Here is a 12,677-nt window from a genome sequence, read left to right as displayed (position 1 = left end):
CTATTTTTTCGATTCCCGCCTTCTTACGTAGATTTGAATGACTTTTTCATAATCTCTTTACTATTTAACGTATAAAAGGTAAAATTTGTGCTGAGTAGCTTTAAATTTCAACATTTATCGCTAAAGGAGATCCAACCCAAAACAATCTGATAAGATATTGTATTGTCAGTTGTTTTTGGCGTCTCAAAGTCTAGTTTGAAAGAAGAGGAAGAAAATGACGAAAGTACGCGTACGTTATGCACCAAGTCCAACAGGGCATTTGCATATTGGGAATGCACGAACTGCATTATTCAATTATTTATTTGCCCGTCACAATGATGGAGATTTCATTATCCGCATTGAGGACACTGACCAAAAACGAAATATTGAAGATGGCGAAAAAAGCCAATTAGAGAATCTTGCATGGTTAGGGATGGAATGGGATGAATCACCTGAAAATCCAGGTGAATACGGTCCTTACCGTCAATCTGAAAGAAAAGAAATCTACCAACCATGGATCGATCAGTTATTAGCAAGCAATCGTGCTTACAAATGCTATTGTTCTGAAGAAGAATTAGAAGCAGAACGTGAAGCGCAACGTGCGCGTGGCGAAATGCCTCACTACGCTGGGACTTGTGCGAACTTGTCACCTGAAGAACAAGCGAAAAAAGAAGCAGAAGGCATTGTACCAGTGATTCGTTTCCGTGTGCCACGCAATACAGAATATGCGTTTACCGACATGGTCAAAGGAGATATCACCTTTGAATCAGACAATATCGGTGGGGATTATGTCATCCAAAAACGCGATGGTATGCCAACCTATAACTTTGCGGTAGCTGTTGACGATCACTTAATGAAGATCACTCACGTATTACGTGGGGATGATCATATTGCGAATACACCAAAACAATTAATGATCTATGAAGCATTTGGTTGGACTGCGCCAACATTTGGGCATATGACCTTGATCATCAATTCTGAAACGGGCAAAAAATTAAGTAAACGTGATGAATCGATTTTACAATTTATCGAACAATACCGTGAATTAGGCTACTTACCAGAAGCGATGTTCAATTTTATTGCTTTACTAGGCTGGTCTCCTGTCGGTGAAGATGAATTGTTCAGTCAAGAAGAATTGATCAAAATGTTTGATCCACAGCGCTTGAGCAAATCACCAGCAGCATTTGACGCGAAAAAATTACAATGGGTGAACAACCATTACATCAAAGAAATGGATCTAGATGCATTGACAGAAATGTGTTTACCTTATTTGATCGCTGATGGTCGTGTGCAAGAAAATCCAGATGCACAAACAATCGAATGGGTGAAAAAAATTGTTCGTCTGTACCAACCACAAATGAGTTATGCAGCCGAAATCGTTGAAGTATCAACATTATTCTTTAACGAACATCCTGTATTAGATGAAGCAGCCAAAGAAGTATTAGCGGGTGAAACGGTTCCGACTGTGTTGAAAGCTTTCAAAGAACAACTTACTCAAATGGAAGCGGTAGATGCACCAACAGTCAAAGCAGCAATCAAAGCAGTACAAAAAGAAACAGGGGTAAAAGGAAAGAACCTGTTTATGCCGATTCGTGTCGCTGTTTCAGGACAAATGCATGGACCTGAATTACCAGAAACAATCGAATTGTTAGGAAAAGAAAAATCTTTAGCACATTTAAACCAAGTATTGAACTAAACACGATGAACAGAAAGAAGTAAAAAAAGAATGGTTTCAAGAGAGTCAACGGGTGGTGTAAGTTGTCAATTGTTCTTTTTTGAAATGCCTCTGGGAGTGGTCTTTGCGAAGAGGGGGTTGATCAATCTCAATCCTTGAAAGTAGCGAAGAACGAATAGCAGACGTTACCTGTTAGAGATAATCATTTGATTATGAAAAAAAGTGGAACCACGCCTCATAGCGTCTTTTAATAAGGGAACTTATTAAAAGACGTTTTTTAGTTGTCTTTCGTTGTTCTTACATACAGTCGAAAAAGGAAAGGAGAGGAAGTCGATGGAATGGTTCAAACGAGCTGTCATTGCCGTAAAGAAAAATGATCCAGCAGCGCGTACCACAGCAGAGGTCATTTTGACCTATCCTGGGCTACATGCATTATTTTGGCATCGTTTCTCCCATTATTTATATCGCCATCGTCTCTATTTGATTGCCAAAATGAATGCCCAATTTTGGCGATTTATTACGGGAATAGAGATACATCCAGGAGCGACGATCGGAACGGGTGTATTTATCGATCACGGTATGGGAATCGTTATTGGAGAAACAGCAGAAATCGAAGATGATGTCGTCTTGTTTCATGGTGTCACTTTAGGGGGGACTGGAAAAGAAACGGGGAAAAGACATCCAACCGTCAAAAAAGGCGCAATGTTGTCAGCCAATGCCCAAATCTTAGGACCGATCACCATAGGAAAAGATGCGAAAATCGGTGCAGGCGCAGTCGTCTTAAAAGATATACCTGATGGGGCAACAGCAGTAGGGATACCAGCAAAAGTTGTCCGAATCAATGGAGAGAAAGTAGGGGATGAGAATGATAAAAATCTATAATACGCTATCAAGAGAAAAAGAGACTTTTGTTCCTTTAAAAGAAGGACAAGTTTCAATGTATGTTTGCGGACCAACTGTTTATAATTATATCCACATTGGCAATGCCCGAAGTACGATTGCGTTTGACACGATTCGACGCTATTTGGAATACCGTGGATATCAAGTGAACTACGTATCGAATTTTACAGATGTGGATGATAAAATCATCAAGGCTGCCAATGAGCTTGGGATCACGGCACCTGAAGTTGCTGATCGTTTTATCAAAGCTTTTGAAGAAGATACGAAAGCATTGAATGTGCAGCCAGCAACGAGCCATCCAAGAGTAATGGATCACATGGAAGATATTCGTGTGTTCATCCAAACATTGATCGCCAAAGGTTTTGCTTATGAATCGAATGGCGATGTTTATTATCGTACGCGTAAATTTACTGATTATGGTCAATTGAGTGATCAATCGATAGACGAGTTAGAGATTGGTGCAAGTCAACGTACTGGCGCAGAACAGCAACAAAAAGAAGATCCTTTAGACTTTGCCTTGTGGAAAAAAGCAAAACCAGGCGAAATTTCATGGGAATCGCCATGGGGCGAAGGACGTCCAGGGTGGCATATCGAATGTTCCGTGATGGCAACGAAACATTTAGGTGAGACAATCGATATCCATGGTGGTGGACAAGACTTGGAGTTCCCTCATCATGAGAACGAAATTGCCCAAAGTGAAGCGAAAACAGGCAAAAAATTTGCGAACTATTGGATGCACAATGGCTATGTGACGATTGGTGAAGACGATCAAAAAATGAGTAAGTCTTTAGGGAACTTTATCACTGTCCATGAAATGATCCAAGAGGTAGACCCACAAGTGTTACGCTTCTTTATGGCAACCACACAATATCGTCGACCGATTCGCTATAGTGAAGCAACGATGAAAGAAGCAGCGACAAACTTACAACGATTGAAAAATACGTTTGATAATCTAAACTTCCGTTTTGAAAATGCGGTGGAGTCTCAGTCAGAAGATGAGAGACAAGTAACAGAACTGGAACAATTGGAAACACGATTCATCAAAGAGATGGACGATGATTTCAATGCGGCTAACGGCATCACAGTTGTCTATGAATTAGCAAAATGGATCAATACGTATTTGGAACAACCGACTGTCTCCAAAACGATCCTATCCAAAAGTGAGGCACTATTTACCCAATGGTTGTCGATCTTTGGTATCTTATTTACGACAGCAGAAATGTTGGATGAAGAAATCGAGCAACTGATCGAAGAACGAACACAAGCCAGAAAAAACCGAGATTTCGCTCGTAGTGATGAAATTCGAGACCAATTAAAAGAAAAAGGTATCTTGTTAGATGACACTCCACAAGGTACTCGTTGGAGAAGAGAAGCATGAGAGATCATACACAACTAAATGGTTTAGCACTTGCTTATGTTGGAGATGCTATCTACGAAATCTATATTCGAGATTACTTGATTGAAAAAGGTGAAACAAAGCCGAATAAACTGCACCGAGCAGCGACACACTATGTTTCGGCAAAGGCACAAGCTTTTTTGATCCAACAAATGTTGCAAGAAAACCTGTTAACAGAAAATGAAGAACTTTACTATCGCAGGGGTAGAAATGCCAAAAGCCATACGAGTGCAAAAAATGCGGATATTACCACTTATCGCGTTGCAACAGGGTTTGAAGCCTTGATGGGCTACTTACATCTAACAAAACAAACCGAACGTATGGAAGAATTGATCAATTGGTGTATTGAGAAAGTAGGTGAAACCCATGAGGAAAGAAAATAAAGAACGTAATTATCAAAAACGAAACAAAAAAGATTCTCAACGTTTTACAAAAGGCAATGAGAAACGTAGTGCCAAGAAGGAAACAGTTTATGTTGGTCAAGAGGACACAACGAGTGAAGACAATTTTGTATTTGGTCATCATGCGACAGTCGAAGCTTTGCAACAAGGTCGTGGAAATAAATTGTTCCTCCAAGAAGATTCACGGGGCGACAAGGTTGAAGAGTTGAAAAATATTGCTCGAGAACAATCGGTGCCGGTCAAGTGGGTCCCTAAGCAGAAATTAGACCTACTGAGTGATCGTGGTGTTCATCAAGGGGTGGTATTGGCCATCACGCCTTATGAATATCTGACGTTGGATCAACTATTGGAACAGGCGAAGAGCAAAACGGAAACACCCTTTTTCTTGATCTTGGACAGTATCGAAGATCCTCACAATTTTGGTTCGATTTTACGAACGGCAGATGCCAGTGGGGTGGATGGTGTCATCATTCCTAAACATCGCGCAGTCGGAATCACGCCAATCGTGACGAAAACATCGACAGGCGCCGTTGAACACGTGCCAGTGGCTCGTGTGACAAACTTAGTTCAAACTGTCCAGCAGCTAAAAGAGCAACAATTTTGGGTATTCGGAACGGATATGGAAGGAACGAATTTCCAATCATGGAATGCAAAAGGATCGATAGCGTTAGTGATCGGTAACGAAGGTCGTGGCATGAGTGCAGGCTTGAAGAAAGAAATGGATGAGCTATTGACGATCCCTATGGTCGGTCATGTTCAAAGCTTGAACGCGAGTGTTGCGGCTGGACTACTGATGTATCAGGCTTTTTCTCAGCGTCAGGGGGGATAAGGCATGAAGAAGCAGCTGTTGATCGTCGATGGCTATAATATGATCGGTTCTTGGCCGGAATTAGTGGCACTGAAAAAGCAAGATAAAATGGCGGATGCCAGAGAAGCCTTGTTGCATCGTTTATCGAATTATGCAAAATATGAAGGTATTGAAGTAATCGTCGTCTTTGATGCACAATTAGTTCCAGGTATCCAACAAAATTATCGAAAATACCAATTAGAAGTCGTGTTCACAAAAGAGGATGAAACGGCAGATACGTATATCGAGCGGATCGCTGGAGAGTTGAATACTCGTTTGACGCAAGTGACTGTCGCAACGAGTGACTTAGCAGAACAATGGGTGATTTTTTCACAAGGTGCCTTACGAACTTCCGCGTACGAATTATATAAAACAATCAAAAAAACAGAAAAAAATATTACCCAAGATAATATAAATATGCGTTTTATTGATTTTCGACGAAATTCTCCGTGGAATGAAGAACAATTAGAAAAATTGTCCCAAAAATTGGACGATTTAATGAGAAAAGAAAAATAACAGCCAGATACGATTAGTTATTCAATGAATTGATGGTAAGATTCCTCCATAATCGAAAGTTATGGAGGAATTATTTTATGTCCGAGGAGTTATTGTGCGCCGCCCGTAATGGAGATGAAGAAGCATTTTCTATGCTGTATCAAAAATATTTCCCGTTATTATTACGGTTGAAAAATATTTATTATCTAAGGAATTATGTAAGTGAAGATTGGGAACAAGAAGCAAGGATTGCTCTATATCAAGCACTTAAAACGTACGAAAATAATAAAGGTGTCAGTTTTGGGAGTTATTACAAAAGTATTATCAGTAACCAAATCTACTCTTTATTGCGTAAGCAAAACGCGCTAAAACGTCGAGACCAAAAAAATGAAATTTCTATTGAACAAAAAATAGCGACAGAAGGACCAGATTTTTTAGCCGAGATCACCATCCAAGAACCTGTTGCGATGCAACAATTACTATTAAAAGAAGCTTTCGAGGACTGCGATATCAAATTCTCATCAAAAGAGGCAAAAATCTTTCAACATTACATGCAAGGCAATGATTTTAGCGAGATGGAGAGAGAATTATCAATGGATCTGAAGCAAATAAAAAGCGCTTACGGTCGAGTGAAATATAAGATAAAAAAACATCTGAAAGATTATAATGAGTGATTTTTTATAGCATTACTAATGTTTTTCTTACTTATTTCTATTGCATTTCTTTTTTTGATATGGTAAACTTGAAAAATTTTACTATATATGGTATGATAGTAATTGAGGTGAATTGTATGCCACTAACTTTAGCTACAATCAAAAAAGATTTAGAAGGTCGTATCGGCAGCCAAATCATGTTGGTTGCACAGACCGGAAGAAAGCGTCAAACGGAACGCCGAGGCGTTTTAACAGAAACCTATCCTTCAGTATTTGTCGTAGACTTAGATCCTGAAGAAAATTCATTTGAACGAGTATCTTACAGTTATTCAGATGTACTTACTCGAACAGTTGAGATCGAATTTTTAACTGAAGCAGTTTAAAAAGCAAGCGGACCTAGATTATATATGAGGTTCGTTTGCTTTTTTGTATCTAACTCGTTATGCTATTAGCAAGAAAGAACGGAGGTCCTGATGATGAAGCATTATGTAAAAAAATTTGCAGAACTAACAACAGCAGAATTTTATGCAATCGTGAAAGAGCGAATCGCCGTATTTGTTGTTGAACAAAATTGTCCTTACCAAGAAGTCGATGAGATCGATGAAATCGCATGGCATACTTATTTTAAAGATGAAGATGGTACGATTTTGGCATATACACGTATTTATGCAGAAGAAGACACAGTTCATTTTGGACGAGTCTTGGTCAATCAGGCGCATCGCAAGTCAGGGTTAGGACAAAAAATCGTGGCACAAACATTAGCGGCGATCGAAGCCAATGCACCTGGACGTCCGATCGTGATCGGGGCACAAGAATATCTACAATCATTTTATGAATCCTTTGGTTTTCAGGCCATCTCAGAAGTATATTTAGAAGATGGAATCCCCCACTTAGACATGAGAAAACAAGCATAAAAAAAACAGAAGAATTTCCTTCTGTTTTTTTTATCTCACGCTTTAGGATCCGTGCTCTCAGAAGTTGCTTGGGCAGTGGGGCGTGCATTATTTTCAGCTGTTTGTTGTGCCAATAGATCGCGAATATCACTAAGATAATCTTCCGCAGTGGGTTTGTCTTCCACCACTTCTTCTTCTTTTGGACGTAAGTTTTTCGCATGATTGGCTGCTTTGACCACTAGGAATAGAACAAAACCAGTAATGACAAATGTAATAATTGCACTAATAACATTCCCAAAAGAAAAGGTGACCCCTTTCGCAGGTGACCAATCAAGAACAGACAATGCACCATCCAAATCAGAGGTACCTGTGATCATCGCAACGACCCAACCAATTAAGGGAGTAATCAGACCTTGAACGATTTGATTCACAATGCCCGTAAAAGCACTACCGATCACTACACCGACAGCTAGATCTAGCACATCGCCTCGCATGATAAATTCTTTAAATTCTTTGATCATTGTTTTTCTCCTTTCTTGTTAATCCTAGTATATCGAAGAATAAAAAAATGTAAAAACAACACGCTTAATAATATCCCCACACGTTCGTTCAATCACTTGTATGCTATACTAGAAAATGACTCTTAAAAAAAATCGGACAAAAAAAAGAGAACTTTCGTGTCGTTGAAACAACAACGATCATCGCTAAGAGATCCAAGGATCATGACAAAAAGGAGTAGTTATTTATGGCCTATCAATTGACAGAAGGTGTCAACCTTCATGTGCTTCCAACTAAACAATTTAAGACGATCCGTATTTTTGTACGGTTCACCACAGCCTTAGAAAAAGAGATCGTTACTAAACGTTCTCTATTGAGTAGTTTATTAGAGACGAATAGCTTGAACTATCCGGATCAGACACAGTTAAGTGCGAAATTAGCTGATTTGTATGGAGCTGGTTTTGGTTTTTCTGTCCGGAAAAAAGGGAATCTACATTGGATGAATGCGGGAATCAGTTTCGTCAATGGCGCGTATGTCAATGACAGTACGATTTTGACGAATGCCGTTTCCTTTTTAAAAGAGGTACTTTTCTTTCCTAATATCAACGATCAAACATTTGATCAAGCAACATTTGATTTAGAGAAAAATAACTTAAAGCAATATTTGGAAAGTTTAAATGAAGACAAGCAAACAATGGCTTCGTTAGCTTTACAAGAATTATATTTTGAACAGTCAGATGCACAAAAAATCCCAAGTATGGGGTCCGTTGAAGAACTAGAAAGCATCACATCAAGCGACTTAGCAGAATATTATGCACGTATGATCAAGGAAGACCAAGTGGATATTTTTGTGGTGGGTGATATCGAAGAAGCAATGGCGATCGAAGCGTTAAAAGAGCTTCCTTTCACGGAGCGAAAAGTGGTACGACCAGAAATCTTTTATCAACAAACACAAGATAATGTGATCAAGGAACGACAAATCCAAGAACCAGTGGTGCAAGCCAAATTGAATCTAGCCTATCAAACCAATGTTTATTACGATCAGCCGGAACGTTTTTCATTGATGGTCTTTAATGGTTTATTCGGAGGTTTCCCCCACTCCAAACTCTTCATGAATGTACGTGAAAAAGAAAGTTTAGCTTACTATGCTTCTAGTAACGTTGATACTTTTCGTGGATTATTGACTGTACAAACCGGCATCGAGACCAAAAACCGGAATCAAGTCTTGCACTTGATCCATCAACAACTGGCAAGTTTACGGAATGGCGAAGTCACTGAATTGGAGCTTGAACAAACCAAAGCAATGTTGCGTAATCACTATTTGTTGTCCTTGGATTCACCACAAGCAGCCATCGAGTCCGCTTATTTAGCGCACTGGCTTCCTGATACCAAGCTGTCGGATGAGGAATGGCTGGCTCGCATGGAACGTGTAACGATCGAAGATATTCAAGAAGTGGCAAACCAAATCGAATTACAAGCAATTTTCTTTTTAGCTGGAGGTGAAGAGAATGAATAAAGAAGAGTATAGTCAAATCAATGAAACACTCTATCACGAAGTCTTACCGAATGGCTTGACGGTCTACTTGTTACCAAAAAACGATTATCACAAAACTTATGGTTTATTCAGTACGAATTATGGATCGATCGACAATGAATTTATTCCTTATGGTGCAACGGGAAAAGTGAAAGTTCCTGATGGGATCGCGCATTTCTTGGAACATAAGTTATTTGAAAAAGAAGAAGGCGATGTGTTCCAGTTGTTCGGTCAACAAGGAGCATCAGCGAATGCGTTCACGAGCTTTACAAAAACCAGCTATTTATTTTCAACGACAGATCAAGTAGAAAAAAATCTTTTGACCCTACTTGATTTTGTTCAAGCGCCTTATTTTACTGAAGAAACAGTCAATAAAGAAAAAGGGATCATTGGTCAAGAAATCCAGATGTATGAAGACGATCCGAATTGGCGGTTATTCTTTGGTATCTTAAACAATCTATACCCCAATCATCCATTACACATTGATATTGCAGGAACGGTGGAAAGTATTGCTGACATCACAGCAGAGGATCTATATACTTGCTATCGCACCTTTTATCAACCAAGCAATATGGTGTTATTTGTAGTTGGTAATTTGGAACCAGAACAGTTGATGGAGCAAATTCGCCACAATCAAGCTGCCAAAGAATTTCCACCCGCTCAAAAAATCGAACGATTCTTTCCCGAAAATCAAGCAGACGTTCTGCCGATGAGTACCTTAGAAGCAGCGATCACACGAGAAAAATTTGTTTTAGGGATCAAAGGAATCGATGTGTTACCTGAAAATGGGAGAGAATTGCTCAGATATAAAACAGCGATTCGTTTGTTACTACAATTACTTTTAGGCCCAACTGCACAAAACTATTTAGCTCTTTACAACGAAGGAATTATTGATGATAGTTTTGGCTTTGAGTTTAGTTTAGATCGTGAATTTCATTTTGCTGACTTCAGTGGCGATTCGGACCAACCAAAACTAGCAGTAAAAAAAATAAAAGAGATTCTATTGAACTTTGAACATGACGAAGGAATCACAGAAGAAAACTTGAACTTATTGAAAAAGAAAATGTTAGGGCAGTATTTCCAATCATTGAACTCCATCGAATACATCGCCAATCAATTTACACAAAGTCTATTTGGTGACCAAACATTGTTTGATTTGCCAGAAATCATTGAATCAATCCAGATGACGGATCTTCTTCAAGTAGGACGCTCTTTTATCAATGCTGATGTGTTTAGTGAATTTTATATGCAGCCAAAAAAGTGAAACAGTAAAAAAACTCTGAATTTATTGGACATACTCGCTGTTTCGTCATGCTTTTTGTAAGAATAAAAGAAAGTTTTAAATTTCACTTTAAAACAGATGAAATGTTATCCAAAGTAAGTTCGCTTTGTGGTATTCTTAAGTAGATTGAGTGCAAGATTGATCAATATAGAGGGAACACTATACATTGAGCATGAATAAAGCAAAAATTCAATGAGAAGCAGTCAGAAAACATGGTCGATCCTCAGTAGAGAAAGCACCTTCTGACTAGAATACACAGACTGGAGAAGATGAACGAGTGGCTTTTGAAACCATCGGGGAAAAATTACGGCAAGCCCGTTTAAACAAAAAAATATCATTAGATGAATTACAACAAATGACGAAGATACAAAAACGTTACTTGGAATCGATCGATCAAAACGAATTTGATCAATTGCCAGGTAAATTTTATGTTCGTGCATTTATTCGTCAATATGCAGAAGCTGTTGGTGAAGATGGTGATTATTTAGTGGATGTTTTTGATGGGAAAAAATCTTTCGCAGATGAGACCATCAAAAAACGACCAGAACCAGAAACAGTGAGTGGTTCAAGAAAAGCCATGCACGAAGAAGAAAAGAATCTAACAAAATTCTGGACAAGTCTGCCAGTGATTTTATTAGGATTAGTCGCTGTAGCAATCATCACAGTAGTGGCATATATGTCATGGCAAGACCGTCAATCGGAGCCGATCATTGGTGGAACAGCTTCAACGGTATCTGTCGATGGTTCGATCACGGAAGAAGAACCGGAGTCAAGTGAATCAACAGTTGAATCGACCGTGGAATCGACAACAAAATCAACAGAAGAAGAGAAAAAAATGACCATCACACCGGGACAAGACACAGGAAGTGCGCTTTCAATCGAGGTAAAAGATGCGAAAAAACCGATCACATTGGAATTTACAGCAAGTGAACGTGTCTGGATTGGTGTCCAATTGAACAATACGTTTGACTATCACTATCAAGAAACCTTGGTTGCCAATGATAAAAAAACAACAGAACTTCCAGAAAATACGACAAATGCAATGATCACACTTGGAGCAGCGAGTAATGCAACGGTCAAATTAAATGGCGAAGAACTGCCTATCAACGCAGGTCCGAATAATACGAGCCTGAAGAATATTTCGCTTTCCTTGCAGTATGCAGAATAACTAGTTTAAACATCAACCGTGTAAAAGAGAGCCGGAATCTCGTCTTGGGCTCTCTTTTCTTGTTTAGATAGTAGGTTATAATGTAGTGAAAGATTTGTTTAGCAATTGAGAGACTATTGGTGGAAACTTTTGCTGGACTGACGTAAAATAGGAAAGAAAGGAGTCGTTCTTGTGAATTTACCAAATCAATTAACTGTACTTAGAATCTGTATGATTCCAGTGTTTATTTTAGTCGTCGGCCTTCCGTTAGATTGGGGGCAATTAACGGTAGGAACAACGTCATTAGCGATCACTCAGCTAGTAGGTGCCATCATTTTTGCTTTAGCAAGTGTGACGGATTGGCTAGATGGGAAAATTGCTCGCTCCAGAGGATTAGTGACGAACTTCGGAAAATTTGCTGATCCATTAGCAGACAAAATGTTAGTTATGACAGCCTTTATCATGTTGGTAGGTCAAGGAAAAGCGCCAGCATGGGTGATTGCGATCATCGTTTGTCGTGAGTTGGCTGTAACAGGGTTACGATTATTGCTTGTCGAAGATGGAGAAGTCATGGCAGCTGCTTGGCCTGGAAAAGTAAAAACAGCTACTCAAATGGTTGCGATCATTTTATTATTCATCAATAATATCCCATTTAACTTGATCAATGTACCCTTGGATCAAATCATGTTATACGCTTGTCTGATTTTTACCATCTATTCAGGTGTCGATTACTTCATCAAGAATCGTGGCGTATTCAAAGGCTCCATGTAAAAACATAGAATCACTTAGTGAACCTTGCAGAGGCCGGGACAAACACCCATGGTCGATAACGCGTCCACCAAACAGAATGAAAACAAAAAGTGATCGACCTACATCTCATATTCTGTCATACTAAAAAGACAGAAGTGGGTTGTAGGTCGATCACTTATTGAGGTTCTTCTCCAAGTAACCTTGAGGGACAAACTGGATCATTCTAC

Annotated in this window: 14 protein-coding genes and 1 other annotated feature; of the genes, 13 read left to right on the top strand and 1 reads right to left on the bottom strand. The window is 39.2% G+C overall.

Going from position 1 to position 12,677, the window contains the following annotated elements; translation table 11 throughout:
- The first annotated feature begins 214 nt into the window (after positions 1–214).
- The 9 genes from gltX to IGI79_RS13155 all read left to right on the top strand — a co-directional run bounded on the left by gltX (position 215) and on the right by IGI79_RS13155 (position 7,260).
- Positions 215–1,675, top strand: a complete 1,461-nt coding sequence (gltX, locus tag IGI79_RS13195; RefSeq protein ID WP_019723036.1) for a glutamate--tRNA ligase — start codon at positions 215–217, stop codon at positions 1,673–1,675.
- Positions 1,672–1,905 (top strand) — a binding site (T-box leader). Its footprint overlaps the gene before it by 4 nt.
- An 82-nt stretch (positions 1,906–1,987) precedes the next feature.
- Complete coding sequence (gene epsC / locus IGI79_RS13190; protein ID WP_010734062.1) at positions 1,988–2,536, top strand: serine O-acetyltransferase EpsC; 549 nt, start codon at positions 1,988–1,990, stop codon at positions 2,534–2,536.
- The gene (gene cysS / locus IGI79_RS13185) at positions 2,520–3,932 is read left to right on the top strand and encodes a cysteine--tRNA ligase (RefSeq protein WP_104775993.1); all 1,413 of its coding nucleotides are present in this window, start codon (positions 2,520–2,522) and stop codon (positions 3,930–3,932) included. Before epsC ends, cysS begins: the two co-directional genes overlap by 17 nt.
- Positions 3,929–4,333 (top strand): Mini-ribonuclease 3, encoded by a 405-nt coding sequence (locus tag IGI79_RS13180; protein WP_010734064.1) that lies wholly within the window; start codon positions 3,929–3,931, stop codon positions 4,331–4,333. The genes cysS and IGI79_RS13180 overlap by 4 nt, the downstream gene beginning before the upstream one ends.
- A complete protein-coding gene (rlmB, locus tag IGI79_RS13175) occupies positions 4,317–5,180 on the top strand; it encodes a 23S rRNA (guanosine(2251)-2'-O)-methyltransferase RlmB (protein WP_066025867.1) in 864 nt (287 codons plus the stop codon). Before IGI79_RS13180 ends, rlmB begins: the two co-directional genes overlap by 17 nt.
- Positions 5,181–5,183: 3 nt before the next feature.
- Complete coding sequence (locus tag IGI79_RS13170; protein ID WP_019724412.1) at positions 5,184–5,714, top strand: NYN domain-containing protein; 531 nt, start codon at positions 5,184–5,186, stop codon at positions 5,712–5,714.
- A gap of 77 nt (positions 5,715–5,791) precedes the next feature.
- Positions 5,792–6,367, top strand: coding sequence for a sigma-70 family RNA polymerase sigma factor (locus tag IGI79_RS13165; RefSeq protein WP_019724411.1), 576 nt, complete (start codon positions 5,792–5,794; stop codon positions 6,365–6,367).
- Between the two features lie 116 nt (positions 6,368–6,483).
- Positions 6,484–6,729 (top strand): Veg family protein, encoded by a 246-nt coding sequence (locus IGI79_RS13160; RefSeq protein WP_010734068.1) that lies wholly within the window; start codon positions 6,484–6,486, stop codon positions 6,727–6,729.
- Positions 6,730–6,822: 93 nt separating this feature from the next.
- On the top strand, positions 6,823–7,260 hold the full coding sequence (locus IGI79_RS13155; RefSeq protein WP_023520523.1) for a GNAT family N-acetyltransferase: 438 nt from the start codon (positions 6,823–6,825) through the stop codon (positions 7,258–7,260).
- Positions 7,261–7,295: 35 nt separating this feature from the next.
- Here IGI79_RS13155 and mscL read toward each other — a convergent pair whose 3' ends face one another.
- Positions 7,296–7,760: a large conductance mechanosensitive channel protein MscL gene (gene mscL / locus IGI79_RS13150; RefSeq protein WP_010734070.1), complete on the bottom strand. Its 465-nt coding sequence runs from the start codon at positions 7,758–7,760 to the stop codon at positions 7,296–7,298.
- Between the two features lie 224 nt (positions 7,761–7,984).
- Here mscL and yfmF point away from each other — a divergent pair, with 224 nt between their 5' ends.
- The 4 genes from yfmF (at position 7,985) to pgsA (ending at position 12,471) form a co-directional block, all read left to right on the top strand.
- Positions 7,985–9,253, top strand: a complete 1,269-nt coding sequence (gene yfmF, locus IGI79_RS13145; RefSeq protein ID WP_195273591.1) for an EF-P 5-aminopentanol modification-associated protein YfmF — start codon at positions 7,985–7,987, stop codon at positions 9,251–9,253.
- Positions 9,246–10,535 (top strand): EF-P 5-aminopentanol modification-associated protein YfmH, encoded by a 1,290-nt coding sequence (yfmH, locus tag IGI79_RS13140; protein WP_195273589.1) that lies wholly within the window; start codon positions 9,246–9,248, stop codon positions 10,533–10,535. The genes yfmF and yfmH overlap by 8 nt, the downstream gene beginning before the upstream one ends.
- 295 nt (positions 10,536–10,830) lie before the next feature.
- Positions 10,831–11,721: a helix-turn-helix domain-containing protein gene (locus IGI79_RS13135; RefSeq protein WP_065096451.1), complete on the top strand. Its 891-nt coding sequence runs from the start codon at positions 10,831–10,833 to the stop codon at positions 11,719–11,721.
- A gap of 171 nt (positions 11,722–11,892) precedes the next feature.
- Positions 11,893–12,471: a CDP-diacylglycerol--glycerol-3-phosphate 3-phosphatidyltransferase gene (gene pgsA / locus IGI79_RS13130; RefSeq protein WP_104775991.1), complete on the top strand. Its 579-nt coding sequence runs from the start codon at positions 11,893–11,895 to the stop codon at positions 12,469–12,471.
- The last annotated feature ends 206 nt before the right edge of the window (positions 12,472–12,677 follow it).

The sequence above is a fragment of the Enterococcus sp. AZ084 genome, from assembly GCF_051714905.1.
Lineage (GTDB): Bacteria > Bacillota > Bacilli > Lactobacillales > Enterococcaceae > Enterococcus_B > Enterococcus_B pernyi.
This window is presented reverse-complemented; position numbering and strand designations above follow the sequence as displayed.

Excerpts from the sequence above, each read along its gene's own strand:
- gltX (WP_019723036.1), top strand. The coding sequence starts at position 215 with ATGACGAAAGTACGCGTACGTTATGCACCAAGTCCAACAGGGCATTTG.
- epsC (WP_010734062.1), top strand. The coding sequence starts at position 1,988 with ATGGAATGGTTCAAACGAGCTGTCATTGCCGTAAAGAAAAATGATCCA.
- cysS (WP_104775993.1), top strand. The coding sequence starts at position 2,520 with ATGATAAAAATCTATAATACGCTATCAAGAGAAAAAGAGACTTTTGTT.
- IGI79_RS13180 (WP_010734064.1), top strand. The coding sequence starts at position 3,929 with ATGAGAGATCATACACAACTAAATGGTTTAGCACTTGCTTATGTTGGA.
- rlmB (WP_066025867.1), top strand. The coding sequence starts at position 4,317 with ATGAGGAAAGAAAATAAAGAACGTAATTATCAAAAACGAAACAAAAAA.
- IGI79_RS13170 (WP_019724412.1), top strand. The coding sequence starts at position 5,184 with ATGAAGAAGCAGCTGTTGATCGTCGATGGCTATAATATGATCGGTTCT.
- IGI79_RS13165 (WP_019724411.1), top strand. The coding sequence starts at position 5,792 with ATGTCCGAGGAGTTATTGTGCGCCGCCCGTAATGGAGATGAAGAAGCA.
- IGI79_RS13160 (WP_010734068.1), top strand. The coding sequence starts at position 6,484 with ATGCCACTAACTTTAGCTACAATCAAAAAAGATTTAGAAGGTCGTATC.
- IGI79_RS13155 (WP_023520523.1), top strand. The coding sequence starts at position 6,823 with ATGAAGCATTATGTAAAAAAATTTGCAGAACTAACAACAGCAGAATTT.
- mscL (WP_010734070.1), bottom strand. The coding sequence starts at position 7,760 with ATGATCAAAGAATTTAAAGAATTTATCATGCGAGGCGATGTGCTAGAT.
- yfmF (WP_195273591.1), top strand. The coding sequence starts at position 7,985 with ATGGCCTATCAATTGACAGAAGGTGTCAACCTTCATGTGCTTCCAACT.
- yfmH (WP_195273589.1), top strand. The coding sequence starts at position 9,246 with ATGAATAAAGAAGAGTATAGTCAAATCAATGAAACACTCTATCACGAA.